This window comes from Spirosoma arboris, assembly GCF_009754945.1.
GTDB classification, from domain to species: domain Bacteria; phylum Bacteroidota; class Bacteroidia; order Cytophagales; family Spirosomataceae; genus Spirosoma; species Spirosoma arboris.
This window is the reverse complement of sequence record NZ_WPIN01000027.1, coordinates 48,412-70,941: the sequence shown is the minus strand read 5'-3', so window position 1 is coordinate 70,941 and position 22,530 is coordinate 48,412. Positions and strand designations below refer to the sequence as shown.

Here is a 22,530-nt window from a genome sequence, read left to right as displayed (position 1 = left end):
GATGGAGATAATTCGACTGGCTCTAAGGATTTAACTGATTTATTTTGCGAGGACTTTCATTGAAGCCGTGCCACGGTTCCAAACCGTGGCACGGCTTCAATGAAAGTCCTCGCAAAATTTCTCAACTTTGCCAAAATTTGAATCGAATGCCCGCTCTTTTTATCGACGCCGAACGTCTTCGTGATCTCAACAGTGGTTTAGGTCAGGTATGTCTACACCTCGGCCACGAACTGGTTCATCAACGCCCCGACGGTCGCGAGGGCGAACCGTGGAACCTTACGTTTTTGGTGCCAAAAGGCAAATCAGGCGTTTTTGGCGATTCGGTGAACTATATCGAAGCGTCCTGGCGAAGAAAACTTTGGATTCCGGGACAATATGATGTCTGGCATTGTCTACATCAGGATTCAGTCTATTTGCCACGTCCCTCTCAGTCAGCAAAACTGATGTTGACAATTTATGACTTGAACTTTCTGGAGCGTGCGGATTATTCAGCCGCTAAAAAAGCCCGGCGAGTGGCCCAGCTTCAACGGAAAATTAATCGGGCATCGCTGCTTACGGCGGGTTCCGCTTTTACGGCTTCGGTGGTTAAGGAGCATTTACATATCCCTAAAACACTACCACTGAAAGTTGTTTACACGGGTGTAGCTGTCAACCCAAACAATACCCCCGACAAACTACCCGCAGACTCCCCAATTGCTCAATTCACTCAATCATCTTTCTTCCTTTTCGTAGGCGTTATTCACCCAAAGAAGAACGTTCATACGCTATTGCCATTACTCGAAGCTTTTCCCGATTATCGGTTGGTATTAGCCGGTCCCGACCGCCATCCGTACGCACAGCACATCCGCGAACAGGCCGAGAAACTCGGTGTAGCTGATCGCTTATTGATGCCTGGTGCGGTCGATGAAGCGACTAAATTATGGCTCTACGCTCATTGTGAAGCCTTTTTATTCCCGTCGTTAACTGAAGGATTTGGTCTACCCGTCGCCGAAGCTATGACGTTTGGTAAGCCAGTATTCATTTCAAATCTGACAAGTTTGCCTGAAGTAGGTGGTAACGAAGCCTACTATTTTGAGAATTTCGAGCCGGAGAACATGGCCAAAGTGCTCCACGATGGTCTGCATGATTTTGGGCAGAATCCGTTACGCGAAGATCGACTACGCCGACGAGCCGCCGGATTCAGTTGGCCGAGTGTAGCAAAGGAGTATTGGGCGTTGTATAAGGAGTTGGCAGACGGGAAACGTATCCTGTGAGCTGATGGACGAGGTTTAGTAATCGATTCAGGCAGTAAATCTGTACGCTTTGATTGCCCTTCGATAACTAAAATAGCCTAGCAGGGAAATTATATATAGCAAGGTTGTACTATAAGGTGCCGCCTTGCCTAAGAGTATGGGACTAGAAAATAGCTCCATACAAAATATGAAAAGAAGCCAATTGTAAGTTTTTCCTAGAGGAACAGCTATTTTTTGTGCCCATGGTTGAAAAGGGCCAAAGTATGTAGGTCGCTTCTTAAATAGCCAGGCCAGAATTCCAAGCAGGCTTTGGCTGTAAAGTAAAATCTCGAAAAGGGTAAAACGCGTGACGATAAACGGCGAGAGAAACAGTCCTGCAAACTTAATCCTGACCATTAAGAACAGGACAATAGAAGGCACGGTTATAAAAACTAGCGGAAAAGAGAGGAAATTCAACATGTAGATCACTATCTTTTTTCGGAACTCCCGTGCCGAAAATTTCCAGTATGTTAATTCTAATTGCTTCAAACCAGGGCTCTGTCCAAAACTGTTATATATGCTTATTAATGCTGCATCGAAGGAGTCGCCCTGGCTCATGCGCTCCGAAATCGCGTCTATATAATGGTCAGTAATTTCAGCAATAAACTCATCCTGGTGCAACCATTTTAGTTTGTTTAAATGGCTGCGGAGGTGGTTGTCAATGGCAGTAAGTTGAGCGGGAGTGAGCATGGTATCTAATTGAATTATGAGAGCCGAATTACGTTGGGTTAAGCATTCGCAAAACCTTTAGCAGAATGCTTTGTGTAGAGTTCGAGGTAAGTAAGCGTATACATAATGGCAACAAATGCAAGAGCGGCAGATAAAGCGGTATGCCACTCGAATAGATACGGCCGACTCGTTCGTGAGTTTGTTCCATCAAAAAATAATGAAATTACGAGTATAGGTAGTTGAATGACAAACAAATAGAGGTAATTGCCATACCGCGCTTGTCGGTAAACGACTTCGCGCCGAAGGGAAGTCAACAGAGCCCGTTTTTGTATTTGTTTCTGCCAGAACAGACGTAATTCACTGGGGATAAATAATAGATAGGGAGCAAATACACATACAAAAAATAAGGCGGATAGAATGCTCGACGGCCATGCCCTGACAGTTAAATAAGCTAGAGTACCCACTAGTAAAGTCGTTATGAGTGTGGGCCAACGAAAGTAACGGCGTACTATGCTCCAGTGTTGAAGCTGTAATTGATGAAGCAATAGTTTTTTATACCGTTCCTGAATGTGTAGAATTCCCCGCCCATTCCCTAACTCATTCCAGGCTTTTCGACTGGCCTCGTCAAAGGAATAATCCTCCCGCATCCATTTTTCAGTCAGGCTTGCATAGTGATCCAGCAATTCATCCATAACCTCACTATAGCTAATGTTGGCTAAATGGAGCAAATCATGACGAAGCAGGCGAAGTTGTTCGGAAGTAAGCATGGCAGATTAAATAGACGGTTTCAATTTCAATACTAGATTCAGATTTTCCAGAAACGACGCCAGCTCGGCGATGCGTCCGGCAGCTTCGGTGTGGCCGGTTTTGGTGAGTGAGTAGTATTTTCGGGCGCGACCATCCACAATTTGTGTTTCGGTAGTGAGCAGGCCTTCGGCTTCGAGCTTGTGTAGAGCTGGATAAAGAGCTCCTTCGGTAATAGTCATTTCACCCGCTGTTAGGTCTTTCACTTTTTGCGTAATCTCGTAGCCGTACATCTTCTCGCGGTCTTCCAGCAACCGCAAAATCATGACCGATAAGCTACCTTTCAGTAAAGAGGAATTATTGGGAGCGTTCATGCTCCAAACGTACAAAAGAAATCTATATACCTCCAAGTCTTAGGTATTAAATCTGAACCAGGATTTAGCTGATTTATGGATTAATCTGATTTTGTTAATTGCTTCTATCTACTGGAAGCAAAATCTAGTAAATCCACAAATCAGCTAAATCCCGGTTAACTTTGCAGGATAATGAAAACGTATATTCGATTACTCTCGTTTGCCAAACCATTAGGACGATTCCTGACGCCGTTCGTGTTGACGTCGCTATTGTCCAGTGTATTTGGCGTGTTGAATTTTACATTGCTGATTCCGCTGCTCAGTATCCTGTTCGATAAGGTCGATGCTAAACAAATGCAGGAATTTTTGAATCAGCCTGCTCCTTCGTTGACTAGCGGACCTACTGATTTCTTTAAATACTATTTAGCGCAGGTATTTCAAGAGTATGGAAAAGTTGGCGCTCTGCAATTTGTCTGCTTTGTGATTGTCCTTTCTGTACTGTTCAATAATCTATTCAAGTATTTGTCAGTAAGGCAATTAGAATCGTTTAAGGCGAGAATGGTAGCGAAGTTGCGTGAGGCCGTATTTGCCAAAACGCTTCAACTACACCTTGGTTTTTTCTCGAACGAGCGCAAAGGAAACCTCATTTCCCGTACCACAACCGACGTACAGGAAGTTGAAAATTCTATTGCCAATACGCTCTCGGCTGCCTCGAAAGAGTTTTTTTTACTGATTGCCTATATCATCGCACTACTCAGTATTTCGGTCAAACTAACCTTGTTCGCGATTCTTGTCATTCCAGTTTCGGGCCTATTTATTGCTACCCTTGTTCGGCGAATGAAGCGAGATGCCCAGGAGGTTCAGCAGCGATTGAGTGGCTTATTAAGTTTGCTGGACGAAACTTTTGGCGGCATGCGTGTTGTGAAAGGGTTTGTGGCAGAGGGCTTTATTCTGGATAAATTCCGACGCGAAAATGAAGGGTATCGGGATGCTGTCCGCTCATTGGCGAATCGGCGCGAACTGGCATCTCCGTTTTCGGAAGTGGTCGGTGTAGCGGTCGTTTCTAGTATTTTATTTTATGGTGGATCGCTGGTACTGAGCGGTCAGTCGGAGTTAACGGCGGCTGAATTCATTACCTACATCGCTATTTTTTCGCAAGTGACACGTCCAGCTAAGGACATTTCGAATGCATTTAGCGGCTCACAACGAGGACTAGCTTCAGGTGAACGTGTTCTGGAACTGATTGATACGCCACCTGCTATTCAGGATAAACCGAATGCCGTAACCCTGACTGATTTCCGTGACCGAATTTCGGTGCAGAACGTTTCTTTTGCCTACAATCCGGATACGCCAGTTCTGCGCGATATCAGCTTCGACTTGCCTAAAGGGAAGACGGTGGCGCTGGTAGGCTCGTCGGGTGGAGGAAAATCAACTATTGCCGATCTGGTTCCTCGTTTTTATGATCCAACTGCTGGGAAAATCCTGATCGATGGTGTGGATTTGCGCGATTGTACAATGGCGTCATTACGGACACAAATGGGTATTGTAACTCAGGAAAGCATCCTGTTTAACGACACTATCTTCAACAACATTGCTTTTGGGAATGCCGCTACGGAAGCACAAGTGATGGAGGCTGCCCGGATTGCCAATGCACATGATTTCATTATGGCTCAGCCAGATGGCTATCAAACCACTATCGGCGACCGGGGAGGAAAACTGTCGGGTGGGCAACGGCAGCGTATCAGTATTGCTCGTGCTATCCTTAAAAATCCACCGATTTTAATTCTCGACGAAGCTACTTCAGCTCTCGATACCGAATCGGAAAAACTAGTGCAGGAAGCCTTAACCCGCCTGATGGCCAACCGGACAACGCTCGTGATTGCCCACCGACTGAGCACAATTCAACATGCCGATATTATTCTGGTGGTGAATCAGGGACGTATTGTAGAACGTGGTCGGCACGACGAACTGCTGACACTGGACGAAGGTTTCTACCGAAAATTAAGCACAATGCAGAATGTTTGATTATTTGCTCACAACAATCGTCCAGTCTGCCCCGCTGAACACCTTATATTTCTCGGAGAAATTTCCCTGATTGACAGCAACAGAAAAATCCATCAGGCTATTGATATACGCCATGTCATCGCCAACAGGAGCTTCGCCAAACGTATTCACCCATCGAACTGGTTTGTCGTATAACGATTTATCGTTCTGAGAAATCTGCACACGAAGCATTTCGCCCGGTTTTACACCGAGTTGCTCAATCATGGCTTTTGGAATATTGGTCCAGACATTGCCGTATTGGATATCAAGAATGGGTATAGTCCCTTTTACCACTCCGCTTTTGTATTCTGCTTTCTGATAGGGCAATCGCACCACTTCGTTTGGTAGTTTCGGTCCAACCTGTTCAAACGTAATGGTACGGGAAGCGAGCCGGGCGGCCGTGTACGCATATACATCTCGACCGTGGAAGGTGTATGATTCATTCGAGTTTTTTCGTCGGTTAATGGCTTCGTTAATTTGTCGAATCTGTTGAATGCCAAGCTGTTCAGCGATCAATGTCAGTGTGCCATTGTCAGGCGTCACGATATAGTGCCCGGATTTTGTTAATAGCACAACCGAATGCCGCTCTGTACCAACACCAGGGTCACAAACTGATACAAACACGGTTCCCTTTGGATAATATGTTGCCGTTTGGTAGAGTCGATAGGCTGCTTCCCAAATATTATAAGCCGGAATTTCGTGCGTGAGATCAAACAACTTGAGTGTTGGTGATACACCTAGAGCCACCCCTTTCATCGCAGAGACAGCTCCGTCTTTCAAGCCAAAATCAGACTGGAAAACTACAATGCCGTTTTGAGCATGAGCTAATTGCTGAGTAATTAAGAGTAGCGAGAGGACAAACCCGTAGATAATACGCATAAGGCCAAATTTTGGAGGTGGGATGAAGTTACAGAATGATATTCCAACGATTCATATTCGCTAAATAAACAACCATTCCTATACCAATCAAACTGACGACATCGGCAATTGTAAACGCCAGGTGAATCCAGTTAAAATCAACAGGAGCTAGAGTGAGGAAATAGCCAATGAAATAAATTCCCCAAACTGAAGCGATCACCAGAGCCGCTAAGCGAAAAGCCGGGTGAGCTTTTCCACCGACCTCTTTCCAGAGTCGATATAGGGTAAACAGAATAGTAACAAAGTCGATCAGGGCAATGAGACCCCAGACTAATTTGGGTACGATCTGGATTTCATTATCGAAAGAGAGTTGCTCATGGCCGATATAGCTGGCAAAAACCATAAATAAGGTAGCCATAAGTAATCCCAGCAGTTGCCGTTTGTGCTTGTTAAACGGAATTCGAAGTAAAGCAATTAGCTGAGCCAGTAGCAAAGGAGTTGTAATAAACCAAGCTACATATCGATATTGACCCATCGCATTGTATGATTCGCGAATAAGGGTCTGACGGTCGTTTACATCACTTACAGTAGCCATTTCTGCCAGCATATCATGATAATAAGACTGAATCAGATAGTATGTTAGACCTGCTATCGCTGTGCTAATTGTGGTCAGAATAAAGGTATTAGGTACTATTGGATTAGTTTGCTCTGGAAGGGAGATTCTTTGCGAAACGAGCGAAAAGATAAATGTTCCTAAAAAAGTAAACATGGCCACGACTAAGAAAAAGTATGTAACCATGGATAAGAGACCAACGCTGCCCGCTGTTGGTATAAACGTATTTGTTACTTCCATAAAACTAAAAATGGTAGGCCTGAATATACCTACCATTTCTAAACGCCCATACGAACGTCCTGTTTATTTAATTGTCGCCTTAATTTGGGCAATCTGTTGTGTCGATTTATCGATCAAACCTTGGGCATACGTTTTCAATGTAGCGTTATTACCATATTTTAGATAGGTAGTCGCCATATCGATCGCATCCTGCCGTTGATCAAGCAGCAAGGTTGAAAAATTCTTGTCCAGATTGCTGGTTAACTTGTCGCTAGTGCCCGTTTGTTGTAATTTCAAACTCATAGCCTCAACATTACGGCTTTGCGCTTGTGTATAAGCCTGGTTAGGGCGCGTTGGTTTTAGTTGCCGCATTGTTCCATCCAATAGCGTAACATCGGCATCAGTAGCCGGAAGCAATGTTTTTGCTATTTTTATCAGGGCAGTATCTTTCCCGTTCTGAATTTCCTGTTTCAGTAAATCCTGTACACCCTGGGCATGAAGTTTAGCCTGAAAGGAATAATCGAAATCAGGGTCACCCGTAGCTACTAGCTTTTTTATTTTCGTAATAGACTGCTGTAGAGGTGTTAGAAGCGTTGTTTTTGCTGGGTCACTGGCAGTAGTGGCAGCAGCCGCTGTTGTGCCAGTTGTGGCCTGGGCGCAGGCTGTTAACGAACCACCAGCCAGTAGGGTTGCAAGTGCCCAGATTGATAAATTGGATTGTAGCGTTTTCATTTTGTGTACTGATTTTAGGGACAATATTTCGCCGTTAAAGTAAAGGAGTTACACTCTAAAGACAAGAATTAGGCCAGAAGGTTTAGTGAATGTGCCTTAGTTGCAGAGAGATAGGCTGATTCTGGCAAATAAAAAAGGGGCAGATTTGCCCCTTTTTGGAAAATAGCAGTCTGCAAAACCAGAAATCACAACCGGATAATCTCGGCCCCAATTGCGTTTAGGCGCGTGTCGATGTGTTGGTAACCCCGGTCAATCTGTTCGATGCTGTCGATGATACTGGTTCCCTTAGCAGACATAGCTGCAATCAGCAGCGCAACACCCGCCCGGATATCTGGCGACGACATGCGGATTCCTTTTAGAGGAACCTGGCGATTTAGACCGACTACCGTAGCGCGGTGTGGGTCGCAAAGAATAATCTGGGCGCCCATGTCGATTAACTTATCCACAAAAAACAGTCGACTTTCGAACATCTTCTGGTGAATGAGCAATGTTCCTTGTGCCTGAACAGCGGTTACGAGGACAATGCTGAGCAAGTCGGGCGTAAAACCAGGCCAGGGTGCATCAGCAACAGTCATCATGCCACCGTCCAGAAAACTTTCGATCTGGTAATGCTCCTGAGCTGGAACGAAAATATCGTCGCCCCGAAATTCCATCTGAATGCCCAGCCGTTTAAACTGGTCAGGAATGATACCTAACTCTGGAATCCGGCAGTTTTTGATCGTAATTTCCGACTGCGTCATGGCGGCTAAGCCAATGAACGAACCAATCTCGATCATGTCGGGGAGCATAGTATGCTCAGTTCCTTTCAGCTCTGTAACCCCTTCGATCGTGAGCAGATTAGAGCCAACACCAGAGATTTTCGCTCCCATAGAATTGAGCATCCGGGATAGTTGCTGAAGATATGGCTCGCAGGCAGCATTGTAAATCGTTGTAATGCCTTCGGCCATAACAGCGGCCATCAGAACATTTGCAGTCCCAGTTACAGATGCCTCGTCAAGGAGCATATAGGCACCGCGTAGATTACTGGCATCGACCTGATAATAGCCTCCGTCGTTGGGATCATAGTTGAACTGGGCTCCAAGTTTTTCGAAACCCAAGAAGTGCGTATCTAACCGCCGACGGCCGATTTTGTCGCCACCAGGCCGAGGAATTCGCCCTTTTTTGAAACGAGCCAACATAGGCCCCAGTAACATAACCGACCCTCGAAGGGCAGCTGCTTTGCGCTTGTAAGTGTCGGATTCCAGATAGTCCAGATTAACGTCACTGGCCTGGAACCGGTACGAGCTTTCGCCAATCTTGGTCACCCAGACACCTAAATCGCCCAGCAGATCAATAAGCTGGTTGACATCGCGGATGCCTGGAATATTATGAATGATAACGGGTTCTTTAGTTAGTAAAACGGCGCAGAGAATTTGTAGCGCTTCGTTTTTTGCCCCCTGCGGAATGAGTTCGCCTTTTAGTTTGCGCCCACCTGTAATTTGAAAAGATGCCATTCGTGGAATGATGAATTATGAATTATAACTAATTCGCCGGTGCGATGATAAATTATGATCCTACCATAACTCATCATTGCACCGGCGATGACACTAAGCAGAAATTTATCGTCTCCGGCGTGGTCCGTCTCCAGATCCATTATCGCGTGGTCCGCCATCGCGGTCGTTACGATTCCGATCATTGTTGCGGTTCGGTCCACCATTTCGATTACCGAAATTGCGTTGGCCACCATCGCGATTTGGGCGTCCTCCCTGATTCGAACCTGATCCGCCATCGCGTGATCCGCCGTCACGGTTATTTCGGTTGCCGAAGTTCCGCTGGCCTCCATCTCGGTTTGGCCGTCCCTGATTCATACCTGAGCCTGTTCCGTCATTACGGTTGTCGCGATTCCGGTCATTGCGGTAGGTATTGCCGCCAATTCGCTGGGGCTGATCGCCTGTACGCTCACGAGGAGTAGCGTCAACAAGACCCTCTTCCCGAATGAGCTTGATATCGTTATAAAGTTTACCGTTCGAGAGTTCGATCAGACTCTGATAAATGGTTTCGTCTTCAACCGATTCTTTATTCCAGGCCTGATAAAATGTACGCATCAGCCGGGTTAGATAAGAAACAAAAGCCCGCCGTTCTTCAGGATCTTCTAAAGAGGTAGCTTTTGCAATCAATAAATCTACATTACGACCAAAATGTTTAAACTTCAAGTGGTGCGTATTATAGGGAACTCGTTGCGGTTTTTTGCCCAGCGCTTCTTCTGATGGAGGAGGATAAGGACTGTCAACATCCAGCGTAAAGCCAGACATAATATATAGGTCATCCCACAACTTGTTGTAGTAATCCTGACCATCTTTCATGTTGGGGTGAATCTGCCGCATCAACTCAATCAGGATATGTGCATAACGTGTACGCTTTTCCCGATCTTCGATGTTGACCATGTTGTCAACCAACTTTTGGATACTACTGCCGTATTCTTTCAAGTCCTTGTCGGATTTGTGATATAGAAAACAAAAGTACAAAGAAAGGAGCGAGGTACAAGGAGCGCGGAGCAGGGTGGGCGGAGTTGTTAGAGAGAATATGTTATTTTTGCATTCTGCACCCTGCTCCGCATTCCTTGCGCCCGCCCATGCTAACCAATTTCCGCACCGAACTTTCTGATACGATCCGATTGAGTATCCCGATTATTATTGCTCAGTTGGGAGTTGTGTTGATGGGTGTTACTGATAACCTGTTTGTTGGGCGATTACTGGGCGCCGTACCATTGGGTGCCGCTGGCCTTGCTAATTCACTCTCTTTCCTGATGTCGAGTATTGGGGTGGGTGGGCTGTCGGTTGTGGCTGCGTTAGTTTCAAAAGCGTATCATCAAAACGATGTCGCTAGTGTTAATCGATTATTTCGAGCTGGGCTTCGTGTAGCCTTATTACTTAGTGTTGTCTTAGGTGGATTGTCGGCTTTGCTGGCTTTTAATTTTGAGTTATTCGGTCAAACTCCGGAAGTAACGCGGCTGACACGGAATTTTATGCTTATCCTAAGCGCGTCGTTACTACCACTCATGGTGTTTGTGGCGGCCCGCCAACTCTGCGATGGCTTGCGTTACCCAAGAGTTGCCATGGCTATTACGCTTTCGGCCTTACTGATTAATGCCCTCTTCAATTATGTGTTGATTAAAGGAATTGGTCCATTTCCCGCCTTGGGGCTTATGGGATCAGCAGTCGCTACCTTGCTCTCCCGAACGTTTATGGCTGGAGCCATGCTGATTTATATTTACCGGGCTGAACGTTTTAGAGATTACCTGACGGCTGCTTATCGCTCATTACCAACCTTGGAATACGTGTGGGAAATTTTACGACTTGGTATTCCCGGCGGGCTCACGTTTTTTTTCGAGGTGGCCACGTTTGCGCTGGCGGTAGTCATTGTTGGCTGGCTTGGCGAGGATCGACTGGCGGCTCACCAGATTGCGATCAATATGGCGTCGGTTACGTATATGATGGCTACAGGTATTTCGTCGGCAGCTGCAATTCGGGTGAGTGCCGCCGTTGGGCGCGGTAGCCGCGAAGGCGTCTGGCGAGCAGGTGTAGCTGCTTTTATGCTGTCGGTTGGTTTTATGGGAGTAATGGCCTTATTGTTTCTGACCGCGAACGACTGGTTGGTGACGCTTTATATTCGGGATAACCCAGCTGTTATGAAGATTGCTGCGTCACTGGTGATTATAGCTGGTTTCTTTCAGCTTTCCGATGGTGTACAGGTGGTGGCGTTGGGGAGTTTGCGAGGCTTATCTGATGTGAATATTCCAACTCTTATTACCTTGTTTTCATACTGGATTGTAGCCTTACCGCTGAGTTACGTATTGGCTTTTCCATTCAAGATGGATGCCATTGGCGTTTGGATTGGTTTACTAACGGGCCTGACTATTGCTGCTGTTCTGCTGACATGGCGCTTTTTTGGCCGGGTTAAGCGTACAGATTTGTCAATGACAAGTGTATCCGAAATACTTAATCACTAGCCTGTTACTTCATGGACGCCAGCATTTCAGCGCGTGTTGGACGGCCAATGGCTAATTCGTATGCAATACCTTCTCGGTCGAGATCATCCATAAAAACAGGATAATCCTCCTTTTCGACCGTAAATACGTACCAGCTTTCGTAGGGCTCATTAAACCGTTCGACTTCGGTTAACAAAGCCCGTTTCTGTAAATCCTGGTACTGTTTTATTTCGAGATCGTTTTGTTTGATAAGGAAATACCACATGGTTGAGCGGGTTAAATTTTAAGCTACGATTAAAGCCAATATAAAAATAGCAAACCCCGCCCAACAGTTCGCTGAGCGGGGTTTGCTATTAACAATACCTATCAATTATTTATTCACAGCCAGAATATAATCGGCCAGAACCAGACCTGCTTCGTTGAGATAAAGGTCTTTTTTCTTTTTAGGTGCATTAGGCGAGGGGGTGCCGGTTTCATCAATCGGAGCCGATGCCTGCGACACTTTATTGGCTGCTGCACGTTTCCGTTCGGCTTCTTCGCGCTCTTTCCGACGTTTCGATTCCTGTAACGAAACAACCGTATTTTCTTTAGCTTTCTTAAAGTCGGCCAAATCTTGCGCCAGTTGTTTCAGCTCGGGGTCTGACTTAAGCCGCTGATCGAAACGATCACGCAAACGACTCAAAATTTTGTCGTCGATGCCACGCGATTGCTCATAACGAGTCGAATTAATTTGATCCCAGGGTAATGCACTTGGCTGCGAGCTTTCTCCATACTCTTCAGCCGAGAAGGCCGACGGGAATTGAACATCCGGTGTCACACCCTTATGCTGTGTGCTACTGCCATTGATGCGGTAAAATTTCTGGATCGTCATTTTTACCTGACCTACTTTCTCCGGCTCTTTAGGGAGCCATTGATTAAGATCGATCAACGTTTGTACCGTTCCTTTGCCGAAGGTTTGGCCACCAACGATAATACCGCGTTTGTAATCCTGAATAGCAGCCGCAAAAATCTCGGAAGCCGATGCGCTGAAACGGTTCACCAAAACAGCCAGAGGACCATCATAGGTTACAGAAGGATCGGGGTCTGTATAGACTTCTGTTTCACCGCTCGATTCGCGTACCTGGACAACTGGACCTTTGGGAATAAACAGACCCGTAAGGTTGATTGCTTCAGTCAGTGAGCCACCCCCATCGTCGCGAAGGTCAATAACGATACCAGCTACTTTCTCTGCTTTCAGAGAGTCGATGAATTTTTTAACGTCGCTGGTCGTGCTGCTAAATCCTTCTTCACGTTTGCGGGCACCTTCAAAATCGCGGTAGAACATCGGAATGTTGATAACGCCGATCTTAAAGGTCTTGCCGTTATCAGTTACCTCAATAACCTCTTTTTTAGCGCGTTGCTCTTCCAGTTTAATCTTCTCCCGAACTAGCCGGATTTCCTTTGGAGGAGCACCCGCCAGCGCATTGGGCGAAACAATTTGTATGCGAACTACAGTGCCTTTAGGACCTTTGATGAGTTTGACAACCTCATCTACCTGCCAGTTCATGGTGTTTACCATAGTACCATTATCACCTTGAGCAACGCCTGCAATCTTATCATTTACTTTTATGAGATTGCTTTTGAAAGCTGGACCGCCAGGTAATACACTTGTTATCTTGATATATTCACCATCTTCCTGAAGCATAGCTCCAATCCCTTCCAGCGACTGACTCATCTCCTGATTGAAGCGATCGGCATTGGTAGGAGAAAAATAATTGGTGTGCGGGTCAAGTGCTTCAGCAAATGAGTTCATGTAAATCTGAAACACGTCGGGGCTTTTGATTCGGTTATAGGCTTTATCCAGATTGGCGTAGCGTTGCGTCATTGTGGCCACAACTGCGCTGTCTTTTCGATTGCCTAGTTTAAGCTCTAATTCCTGGTTTTTCAGGATTTTTCGCCACAGATCATTTTGTTCCTCTACGCTCTTAGGCCAGGCCGCTTTTTCACGATCAGTGTTGAAACTTTCATCTTCGGTGAACGAAAATGGTTTTTTTATCTGCTCTTTAATAAAGTCGCTGCGTTCCTGATACCGTTTTCTGAAAACGTTATACAGATCAAAAGCCGCTGTCAGATCACCATTTACGAGTGCTTCATCAATCTGATAGCGGTATTTTTCAAAAGCAGCCACATCTGACGCGAGTAGATACGTTTTGTTGCCATCAATTTCTTTGAGGTAATTATCCCATACTACCGACGATAGCGAATCGTTCAGCCGTACCTTCCGGTAGTGGTACTGGGTAAGGATCTTAGCAACTAGGGCTTCGACTTTCTCTTGTGAAATAGATGGCTTCAGGTCATCAATCGCAGATGACGTAGGCAATGCCTTCAGGGACGAAACATCGCCTGTAGCACCATTCGAGGGGGAATCCGGCTGAAAGCTCAGCATCAGCACGGGTACTAGGGTTACCAGATACTTTTTCATCTATATTACCCAGGTTAATGGCGAAAGAATGAAAGAGTGAATGAGCGAATTTGTAATTAGTAATTTCCGCTCATTCACTCTTTCATTCTTTCACTCTTTATTGTTTAACAATATCAAGTAACTCGACATCGAACACTAATGTTGAGCCGGGTTTAATATCGGCACCAGCAGACCGGTCGCCATAGGCTAGATCAGAGGGGATGAACAGCTTCCATTTTGAGCCAACTGGCATCAGTTGGAGAGCTTCTGTCCAACCTTTAATCACTTCATTAACACCAAATTCCGCTGGTTGGCCACGCTCTACAGAACTATCAAATACTTTTCCATCAATCAGGCGACCTGTATAATGTACTTTAACCCGGTCGGTAGCCGTTGGTTTAGCGCCTGTCCCTTCTTTTTCGATTGAATACTGCAATCCACTAGCTGTCGTGACTACCCCCGTTTTGGTTTTGTTCTCCGCAAGAAATGCACTACCAATTTTTTTGTTTTCAGCAGATGCTTTCATTCCTTCCGCATTACGAGAGGCCATCTGTTTCTGCATGAAGTTATTCATAACCTGCCCGCATTCCGCCTGTGTCAGTTGAGTAGGCAAGCCTTTCAACGCGTCTTCTAACCCACGCATTAGTAAGGCATTATTAAGATCAGAAATGCCTTGTTGCTTCAGATTCTGAGCCATGAACACCCCGATACTATAACTAACGGAATCTTGAGTAGAGGCTATTGTTGTTCCTGTTGTTGCAGGTTTAGCAGCTGGGGCTGGTTTGGCAGAGGCCGGCTTTTTTAGGGCCGGTTTCTTAACTTGTGCAGTCGCGGAACCAGCGACAAAAATGGCCGACGCAATACCGGCCAGCATCCATTGATTAAACTTCATGCGAAAATGAAACGTGATGTATATAAACGAAAGGTAATGCTATTGAAACGTGAATGAATAGGATAAAAGTTTAGCTAGAGGCTGATTCACAAAAAAAATAGTTAGTAAATCAGCTGGCAACCATACCTTAATTCCATATCGAATTAAGCTACTAAAAGTAGCTGAAAATTTGGCTTATGTCAATTTTGATTGCTTAAAGTACCGTTAATTTGGATGAACGGTTTCGAATGCCTGCCCAATGGCTAATAAGTTGCAGATATTATATCGGAAAAGTCTAACATTCAGCCATTGATTCTGTGTTTCATCGCATTTTTATTAAATTTTAGTCGTACCTTTGCGGCCGGAAAATCAACATTAAAATCTCATTATACACATATGGAATCCGTAAGACCCGACGAGATATCAGCCATTCTGCGCCAGCAACTGGCCGGAACCCAAACCGAGGCTGAACTCGAAGAAGTCGGTACGGTGCTGCAAATCGGCGACGGCGTAGCGCGTATCTACGGCCTCTCGAAGGTGCAGGCCGGCGAATTGCTGTCGTTTGACAATGGGCTTCAGGCCATGGCGCTGAACCTTGAAGAAGATAACGTTGGAGCTGTATTGCTCGGCGATTATTCGGAAATTAAAGAAGGCGATACCGTTAAACGTACCGATCAGATTGCCTACGTAAACGTGGGTGATGGTATTCTTGGCCGTGTAGTAAACACGCTCGGTCTACCAATTGACGGTATGGGCCCTATTCAGGGGGAACTGTTTCAGATGCCTCTGGAACGTAAAGCGCCGGGCGTTATTTTCCGTCAGCCGGTAAATGAACCTCTGCAAACCGGGATCAAGGCTATTGATGCTATGATTCCCATCGGTCGGGGCCAGCGCGAACTGATTATCGGTGACCGTCAAACAGGTAAAACTGCTGTGGCCATCGATACTATTATCAACCAGAAAGAGTTTTTTGATAAAGGCGTACCCGTATTCTGTATCTACGTAGCCTGTGGTCAGAAAGCTTCGACCGTAAAAATGGTGGAGCAAACGCTACGGAAAGCGGGCGCAATGGAATATACAGTAATCGTAGCAGCCAATGCATCTGATCCATCGCCGATGCAGTTCTTTGCGCCATTTACGGGAGCTGCCATTGGTGAGTATTTCCGAGATACAGGTCGTCCTGCTCTGGTTGTTTATGACGATTTGTCGAAACAAGCTGTTGCTTACCGCGAAGTGTCGCTGCTATTGCGTCGCCCACCAGGCCGTGAGGCTTATCCTGGAGACGTATTCTATCTGCACAGTCGTTTATTAGAGCGGGCTGCTAAAATCAATGCCAACGACGACATCGCCAAAACGATGAATGATTTGCCACCAAGTCTGAAAGACAAAGTAAAAGGTGGTGGTTCACTAACTGCGTTACCAATCATTGAAACTCAGGCTGGTGACGTATCCGCTTATATTCCGACGAACGTAATCTCGATTACGGATGGTCAGATCTTCCTGGAGTCGAACCTGTTTAACTCAGGTATCCGGCCAGCCATCAACGTAGGTATCTCGGTATCACGGGTAGGTGGTAACGCACAAATCAAGTCAATGAAGAAAGTGGCTGGTACCCTGAAACTTGATCAGGCTCAGTTCCGCGAATTGGAAGCCTTCGCCAAGTTTGGTTCTGACCTTGATGCATCGACCAAACTGACTATCGAACGTGGTCGTCGTAACCAGGAGATGTTGAAACAACCACAGTATTCACCGGTTCCAGTTGAACAGCAAGTGGCTATTATCTACGCTTCGACCAACGGTTTGCTCGATAAGGTGCCTGTTAACAAAGTAAAAGCATTTGAAAGTGAGTTTGGTATGGTACTGAGTGCGCAGTACCCCAACGTTCTGGACGATCTGCGCGCTGGTAAACTAACCGACGAAGCGACGGCAGCACTGAAGAAAGTAGCCGCTGATCTTTCGGCACAATATTAGTAAACTAGTTGTAAGTCGTAAGTTGCCAAGTTGTAAGTGACGAACTCTGGCAAGTGCTTTCGACTTACAATTTGGCAACTTACGACTATCTAATGGCCAGTCTAAAAGAAGTACGCGCTCGGATTTCGTCGATCAATTCGACTCAGCAGATTACCAAAGCCATGAAAATGGTAGCGGCTGCCAAGTTGCGCCGGGCGCAGGATAATATAACGCAATTACGGCCCTATGCTCAGAAACTGAGCCAAATGCTTGGAACAGTTTCGGCTGGGGCAGAAACGGCTTCGGAAAGTCCTTATCAACAACAGCGATCTGTTGAGCGTGTACTGCTCATTGTTGTTACATCTGATCGGGGTCTTTGTGGTGCGTTTAACACCAACGTGGTGAAAGGAGCACTAACACTCATTGACGAAAAATATTCGTCACAGGCTCGTTCGGGTAACGTTGAAATTATGGCCATTGGCAAAAAGGGTGCAGAAGCATTCCAGCGTCGGGGCTTTAAAGTCAATACCTCGCATCTCGACATCTTCGGCTCGCTGAACTTTACGACGGTTCGTGCAGCTGCTGAAGATGCTATGGAAGGATTTGCCAATGGACGCTACGATGTAGTTGAAGTTATCTACAATGAGTTCAAGAACGCAGCGATGCAGATCGTGCGGACAGAACAAATGTTACCCATTGTAGCAACGGCTCCTCCTGCTGGTTCTGCCAGTTCGATTAACTACATATTTGAGCCGTCAGAAGAAGAAATCGTTACGGAGTTGATTCCTAAAACGATTAAGATTCAATTGTACAAAGCAGTGTTGGATTCCAACGCATCGGAACACGGTGCACGGATGACAGCTATGGACAAAGCAACCGAAAATGCTGGCGAACTACTGAAAGAACTTCGCTTAGTGTACAACCGGACGCGTCAGGCTGCTATTACAACCGAAATTCTCGAAATTGTAGGTGGTGCCGAAGCATTAGCTAGTGCCTAACACCGACTTGATTTTAGTTATACAAAACAAAGCCGCTACCTGTTCAGGTAGCGGCTTTGTTTTGTATAAGGTATTTTTTGCAAACTCATTGCAACGGTTTGCTTTCTTATGGCGTCATAGATAAGGAATAGCTGGGCATTTTTTAAGTAAGTTCGCTTAACTTAATTCTTTGTTTAGCTAGCGTGATTTTCGACTCGATTGATTAAGGATTAACCAGCGGAATCAACTGAAATCTGGCTAGATAAACGACGTGGATTAATAGGTCGTTAAATTTGGTTAATTAAAATAATTTCTTCTGAATATCAAGAAGTTATCTTTGGATTGAGACATATGCTACACGCTTAAAATCGGAACGAATATGGTCTAGTTTTAGTTATTTTACTATCATATACGAATGCCCGTTTGCCGAACGTTTACTAATCGGTTTGACAACAATTAACGACTCAAAATACATGAAATTCAAAGGCATAATCACCAGTTTGTTCGTCGTCGGTACGCTGGCGTCTTGCGCTCCGGCTATAACGGTTAAATACGACTACGATCCTAAAGTAAATGTTCGGCAGTTTTCGACCTATCGTATCGAAGCTGACCGGCAACGCAACGCTGATCCGATTGTAGGTAGCAACCTAAACCAGCGTCGGATTGCTGATGCGCTTGACCAGTCGCTCAAAGCGAGAGGATATAAGCCCGTAACCCAGGGTGAAGCGGATTTGGTTGTTCGGTTCTTTATGGACTCGAAAGACAAGCAGCAAATTCAGTCCAATAATATGTATTCGCCTTATTCTTGGTGGTACGGTGGTATGGGTAACAACGTCTATTCGCGGCAGTATGAAGAAAATCGGGTAGTTGTTAACGTATCAGATGCTCGTACTAACGATATTATCTGGCAGGGTTGGGCAACGGGCCAATTAAATACCCGCAATAAGGAGCGTGATCGTGATCAGGCTTTTCGCGAAACGGTGACCAGTATTATGAAGAACTTCCCCGAGAGTGCTGGCCAGGATTATGGCGCGGCTCGCTAAGCGGATAAATGACAAATGGAAAACCTGCTCTCGGTTAGACAGCAGGTTTTTTTATGGCCATAGCTTTTTGTTAAATTGCGGCTTTATGTTGATGTTGTATTATGCCTGTCGTAAGCCGAGGAATTATTTATTCGCTTATCGCAGTAGTCCTTATACTACTGTTGGGCATTGCGGCATTGCTCGGTGTTTCCTATCAACGGCACCAGCGACTCGAAGATGCAACGATTGACTTTCAACGTAATCTTACACAAAAGGAAAGCAAAATAGTAGATTTACAGGCAAAGCTTGCCAACTGTGATACAATCCAAACAACCGTTCCAATTGACTCGTCTTGGAGCTCAACTACCTCGGTCGAGGCTGGCGATTCGACACAGGTTAGTAGTAAATCTCCCCCTAAATGGTAATAAAAATAACCCCATTTGCTGGGCAAATGGGGTTATTTTTAGGCATTTACTTCAGGAATTTTTCAATGGTTTGGCGGATAAGTTGGCGACTTGTAGCAGAATCATAGGTCGTTTTCTGCGACGATACAGCTAGTTCATCCAATTCCCGGCTCAGTACGCTGCCTTTTACCTGACCTTTTATGGCTACGGCGTCGCGGTTGGGTAGTATCTCGTTCCAAACGGCGCGAACATTGGCCCAATAGGCTCGGTTTTTAGCCCACCAATCTTTGGCTGCCTGACATTTTTTCTCGTCGGTGCGTTTATAAGTGTTCAGTCCTTTTTCAGATGCTAACAGTTGGTCACCTGCTTCAGAGCGAATGATTTTATCATTATCCTGCTCGTGTATATACCCGTCTGGGCGAATTTCGTGATGGTTGGTTCGACGCATAACATTGTAATCGGTGCGTTTGGTGTATTCGCGACGGGGGAGGGGAGCATCAGCCGTACTTTCCCAATAATCCCGACCATCGGCATGAATCCAGGTTGCTGATCCTTCATAACGCGGGCTATCATCTACTTCAAAAACTTTCTGAGTCCACTGGCCTTTTACTTGTGCTGCCGACAGTTGTGTGCGTTTCCAGGAAGCATTCTGATCAAATTTGAGCAAGCTTGTATTTTGATAAAGCCAGTCTTCACGCCAGTGCTTAATAACCATTGAATCGCTCACTACCAGTAAGTGCTGAATGACGATTTTGTTGGGCCGAGACGTCGGACCGGTCTCTTCTTCAACAAATACCCATTCAGTGCCTTTAGCTGTATACCGATCTTTAAAGGTGTAGGTCTTTTCGGGAGCAAATGTCTCTGCGTATAGGAAGTTAACGTCATGGCAGCCGCATTGGCCTTTAATAGCTGCTATGTCCTCCAATTTAGGTGTCGTTTGGGCAAAGACGCTACTAACTGATAGCAATACGAGAATGGTCACTAAAGACAAACGCATGATAAATAAGGCGTTATGTGAAACAATCGTTAATGCTGCAAAAGTAGTTTTATTTAGACTTTATACAAATAAATTTGACTCTCAGATTCTGAAATGAGTAGAGCAAGCCAATCCGCTTAACTCTTTAACCTAAAAAAGGCATCCACTAGGGATGCCTTTACATTTTCATAGGTTGGTTATTTAAGCAGGTTGCTACCGTTACTAACGGTGGCGAATTCTTTTAATAAATAATTTGCCTGAGTGCTACCATCTCAATAACCTACATAATCATGATTAGTACCATTTTACGATCCTAAAAATAATATGCTAAGCAGACGTTACGGAATTAATTGTAGCTACACCAATAGTCAAATATAATAATCTGACTTTATATAAAATAACAACTAAATAAAATTTTAAGCAAGATTTAACGTTTAAGGGCATTCGCCGAATGACTGGAAGTCGTAGCCAAGGGTATCCAGCCCGTTTGCCCATCCAAACTGCGAACCAGTTGAAATGTGTTTGTTAAAGCCAATACATCAACAGTTGAATCAAGAGGCAGCTGTTGAATGATCCCTGACTTTTTATCCGCAATCTCTAACAAATTACCAGTGGTTGATAAGGTTACTCGACGAAGCGGACGCTTAGCAGGTTCAATTGTATTGCTGGCTATATAACCCATGAGCCCATCGGGCAATTCAATACGTAACCAGGTTTCGGTACCGCCAACGATGGTCAATGCTGATGATTTCGGAAGCTCACACAGAATGGGAGCATCACTATGGGGAGCCAGCCGAATGGCTGATTTAATGGAGGAAATTCGTATTGAATCACCTAAGCGTGATGGACTAAGTAATGCTTGTTTTGCTGGCCCGCGCCCCAGTCGAATAAAGGGAAGGGGATCTGTTGCGCCACCTGAAAAGTCATATATGCCAAAATGCAGATGAGGTCCTGTTGTACGGGCATTGCCGGTATTACCGACAAAGCCTATTGTATCGCCAACCGAAACGTGCTGCCCATTACTAACATTCCAGCGGTCGAGGTGCGCATAGTAAAGGCGAATGTTGTGGTCATTATCCGCTAGAAAAGCAACATTTCCACCTAACGTGTTTGAGCCTACACCCGTAATAACCCCATTGACCGATGCCAGGGCCGGCGTACCCTTGGACGCAAAAATATCAACACCTTCATGGCGCCGACGTCCCCCGTCTCGAACAGCGCCAAAGTAGCTGCTGATCTGGCGACTATCATGACCTTTCACTGGAAAAGCCAAAGCAGGTTCTCGAGTAACGGTGATCGTATAATTGCCGCTTCGCAGCAGTTCGGGCTGAATACGAATAAGATAGGGCTGTGTTTTTCGGGGTTCCCAGGTCAGTACGTTGGTATCGGCTTTTGAGGCCGCCATCAGGCTGCTTCGGTTGCGGTCTTCCAGGGCGAATACATCAATAAATACCTGAACTTCCTTAGTCCCCTGTGTTTCGACTTTTATCAGAAAGCGGTCGCCCCGTTGAGCATCCAGTCTATAACCGACAGCAAAGGGTTTATTCGCCGAAAAATAGCCGCTTTCGCGATAGGGGATTGTGATTTTTAGGGAATCTCGGAGCGCTCGTTCGCCGGCAGTAAGCCAATCGATGCCCAAGGCTGTATGGTCGAGTTTTGCTTCCTTAAGCGATTGGCCATACTGCTCATGTGGCGATGATGGCCTAAATAAGTTGGCTGTTGGACCAACACCTGTGCAGGCGTTTAACCAACCTATTAACAATCCTGCAAAAAGAAAACGGAGTGAATCTCTAACTACCATACTTATACTATAGTATTAAACGACTTTTGCTCGATGATATTTTAATCGAGATAGATAAAAGACAATGGCCAACCCCATCAGAATGCTCAGAAAAGGTACTAAAACGGCTACACCCGCGGCTATTGTATACGTGATTGTGCTAATAAGTAAGCTACTTCGAACATTTTGGATGCGCACATCGGCGGCAGGTCGTTTTAGGAGCCGATAATTGTCGGTAGCGTAGTTCCACATAATGAATAACGCCCAGGATATACCGGCAAATAGAAGCATATACAAGCCAGATGAAAGCTGATTAGCAGGCGTATCGATATAATCGGCCAACAGTGAGGTTGTGAAGGGAATAATACTAACCAAGAGCAGTAAGAGCCCGTTATAAAACATAAACCGGACGTCGCTTCGCTGAATCACGTTATACATTCGATGGTGGTTCAGCCAGATGATAAAGATGGTTGCGAAGCTAATGAAGTAGGCAATGTAATCTGGCCATTGCTGAAAGAGAGCCAGCGCTAATGTATGATTTGACGTAGCCGCTTTTAATCCAGGAGCCTTTAACTGAAAGGTGAGGAGAGTAATGTCAATTGCAAAAACGCCATCGCTGAATGTTTCCATACGAAGGGTTT

21 protein-coding genes are annotated in these 22,530 nt (G+C 45.6%); 7 read left to right on the top strand and 14 right to left on the bottom strand.

The features are described 5' to 3' along the window. Positions 1–146 precede the first annotated feature (146 nt). Positions 147–1,253: a glycosyltransferase family 4 protein gene (locus GO755_RS37910; RefSeq protein ID WP_157590654.1), complete on the top strand. Its 1,107-nt coding sequence runs from the start codon at positions 147–149 to the stop codon at positions 1,251–1,253. A 27-nt stretch (positions 1,254–1,280) separates the two neighbouring features. Here GO755_RS37910 and GO755_RS37905 read toward each other — a convergent pair whose 3' ends face one another. Genes GO755_RS37905 through GO755_RS37895 form a run of 3 tightly spaced genes read right to left on the bottom strand, consistent with a single transcriptional unit; the run spans position 1,281 to position 3,058 of the window. Then, positions 1,281–1,961 carry a hypothetical protein gene (locus tag GO755_RS37905; RefSeq protein WP_157590653.1) on the bottom strand — a complete coding sequence of 227 codons (681 nt, stop codon included), beginning with the start codon at positions 1,959–1,961 and terminating at the stop codon, positions 1,281–1,283. Between the two features lie 38 nt (positions 1,962–1,999). Beyond that, entirely contained in the window at positions 2,000–2,707 is a 708-nt protein-coding gene (locus tag GO755_RS37900) for a hypothetical protein (protein WP_157590652.1), read from the bottom strand. 6 nt (positions 2,708–2,713) lie between these two features. Beyond that, a complete protein-coding gene (locus GO755_RS37895; protein WP_157590651.1) occupies positions 2,714–3,058 on the bottom strand; it encodes a PadR family transcriptional regulator in 345 nt (114 codons plus the stop codon). A gap of 171 nt (positions 3,059–3,229) precedes the next feature. Between GO755_RS37895 and GO755_RS37890 the strand changes: the two genes are divergently transcribed. After that, the gene (locus tag GO755_RS37890) at positions 3,230–5,062 is read left to right on the top strand and encodes an ABC transporter ATP-binding protein (RefSeq protein ID WP_157590650.1); all 1,833 of its coding nucleotides are present in this window, start codon (positions 3,230–3,232) and stop codon (positions 5,060–5,062) included. On the opposite strand, the gene GO755_RS37885 is transcribed toward GO755_RS37890, so the two are convergent. From GO755_RS37885 to GO755_RS37865, 5 genes are all read right to left on the bottom strand, one after another. Continuing rightward, positions 5,063–5,959 carry an SAM hydrolase/SAM-dependent halogenase family protein gene (locus tag GO755_RS37885; protein WP_157590649.1) on the bottom strand — a complete coding sequence of 299 codons (897 nt, stop codon included), beginning with the start codon at positions 5,957–5,959 and terminating at the stop codon, positions 5,063–5,065. 28 nt (positions 5,960–5,987) lie between these two features. Next, positions 5,988–6,791, bottom strand: a complete 804-nt coding sequence (locus GO755_RS37880) for a bacteriorhodopsin (protein ID WP_157590648.1) — start codon at positions 6,789–6,791, stop codon at positions 5,988–5,990. Between the two features lie 63 nt (positions 6,792–6,854). After that, on the bottom strand, positions 6,855–7,502 hold the full coding sequence (locus GO755_RS37875; protein ID WP_157590647.1) for a DUF305 domain-containing protein: 648 nt from the start codon (positions 7,500–7,502) through the stop codon (positions 6,855–6,857). Between the two features lie 185 nt (positions 7,503–7,687). Next, positions 7,688–8,995: a UDP-N-acetylglucosamine 1-carboxyvinyltransferase gene (murA, locus tag GO755_RS37870; RefSeq protein WP_157590646.1), complete on the bottom strand. Its 1,308-nt coding sequence runs from the start codon at positions 8,993–8,995 to the stop codon at positions 7,688–7,690. A 105-nt stretch (positions 8,996–9,100) separates the two neighbouring features. Continuing rightward, on the bottom strand, positions 9,101–9,967 hold the full coding sequence (locus tag GO755_RS37865; RefSeq protein ID WP_157590645.1) for a DUF4290 domain-containing protein: 867 nt from the start codon (positions 9,965–9,967) through the stop codon (positions 9,101–9,103). Between the two features lie 146 nt (positions 9,968–10,113). Here GO755_RS37865 and GO755_RS37860 point away from each other — a divergent pair, with 146 nt between their 5' ends. Further along, positions 10,114–11,490, top strand: a complete 1,377-nt coding sequence (locus GO755_RS37860) for an MATE family efflux transporter (protein WP_157590644.1) — start codon at positions 10,114–10,116, stop codon at positions 11,488–11,490. Between the two features lie 4 nt (positions 11,491–11,494). Here GO755_RS37860 and GO755_RS37855 read toward each other — a convergent pair whose 3' ends face one another. From GO755_RS37855 to GO755_RS37845, 3 genes are all read right to left on the bottom strand, one after another. Beyond that, entirely contained in the window at positions 11,495–11,734 is a 240-nt protein-coding gene (locus GO755_RS37855; protein ID WP_157590643.1) for a hypothetical protein, read from the bottom strand. Positions 11,735–11,839: 105 nt separating this feature from the next. Further along, the gene (locus tag GO755_RS37850) at positions 11,840–13,930 is read right to left on the bottom strand and encodes a carboxy terminal-processing peptidase (protein ID WP_157590642.1); all 2,091 of its coding nucleotides are present in this window, start codon (positions 13,928–13,930) and stop codon (positions 11,840–11,842) included. A 97-nt stretch (positions 13,931–14,027) separates the two neighbouring features. Next, positions 14,028–14,801: an FKBP-type peptidyl-prolyl cis-trans isomerase gene (locus GO755_RS37845; RefSeq protein ID WP_227687262.1), complete on the bottom strand. Its 774-nt coding sequence runs from the start codon at positions 14,799–14,801 to the stop codon at positions 14,028–14,030. Positions 14,802–15,176: 375 nt separating this feature from the next. On the opposite strand from GO755_RS37845, the gene atpA reads away from it, so the two are divergent. The 4 genes from atpA to GO755_RS37825 all read left to right on the top strand — a co-directional run bounded on the left by atpA (position 15,177) and on the right by GO755_RS37825 (position 19,154). Next, a complete protein-coding gene (atpA, locus tag GO755_RS37840) occupies positions 15,177–16,751 on the top strand; it encodes a F0F1 ATP synthase subunit alpha (protein WP_157590641.1) in 1,575 nt (524 codons plus the stop codon). A 92-nt stretch (positions 16,752–16,843) separates the two neighbouring features. Continuing rightward, a complete protein-coding gene (gene atpG, locus GO755_RS37835; protein WP_157590640.1) occupies positions 16,844–17,728 on the top strand; it encodes an ATP synthase F1 subunit gamma in 885 nt (294 codons plus the stop codon). A gap of 452 nt (positions 17,729–18,180) precedes the next feature. Next, complete coding sequence (locus GO755_RS37830) at positions 18,181–18,750, top strand: DUF4136 domain-containing protein (protein ID WP_157590639.1); 570 nt, start codon at positions 18,181–18,183, stop codon at positions 18,748–18,750. A gap of 101 nt (positions 18,751–18,851) precedes the next feature. Beyond that, positions 18,852–19,154: a hypothetical protein gene (locus tag GO755_RS37825; RefSeq protein ID WP_157590638.1), complete on the top strand. Its 303-nt coding sequence runs from the start codon at positions 18,852–18,854 to the stop codon at positions 19,152–19,154. A gap of 46 nt (positions 19,155–19,200) precedes the next feature. Here the strand turns inward: GO755_RS37825 and GO755_RS37820 are convergent, their stop codons facing one another. The 3 genes from GO755_RS37820 to GO755_RS37810 all read right to left on the bottom strand — a co-directional run bounded on the left by GO755_RS37820 (position 19,201) and on the right by GO755_RS37810 (position 22,519). Continuing rightward, positions 19,201–20,130, bottom strand: a complete 930-nt coding sequence (locus GO755_RS37820) for a DUF6607 family protein (protein ID WP_157590637.1) — start codon at positions 20,128–20,130, stop codon at positions 19,201–19,203. Between the two features lie 406 nt (positions 20,131–20,536). Next, positions 20,537–21,910 carry a M23 family metallopeptidase gene (locus tag GO755_RS37815; protein ID WP_157590636.1) on the bottom strand — a complete coding sequence of 458 codons (1,374 nt, stop codon included), beginning with the start codon at positions 21,908–21,910 and terminating at the stop codon, positions 20,537–20,539. Positions 21,911–21,925: 15 nt separating this feature from the next. Then, positions 21,926–22,519: a TMEM175 family protein gene (locus tag GO755_RS37810; protein WP_227687261.1), complete on the bottom strand. Its 594-nt coding sequence runs from the start codon at positions 22,517–22,519 to the stop codon at positions 21,926–21,928. Positions 22,520–22,530 lie beyond the last annotated feature (11 nt).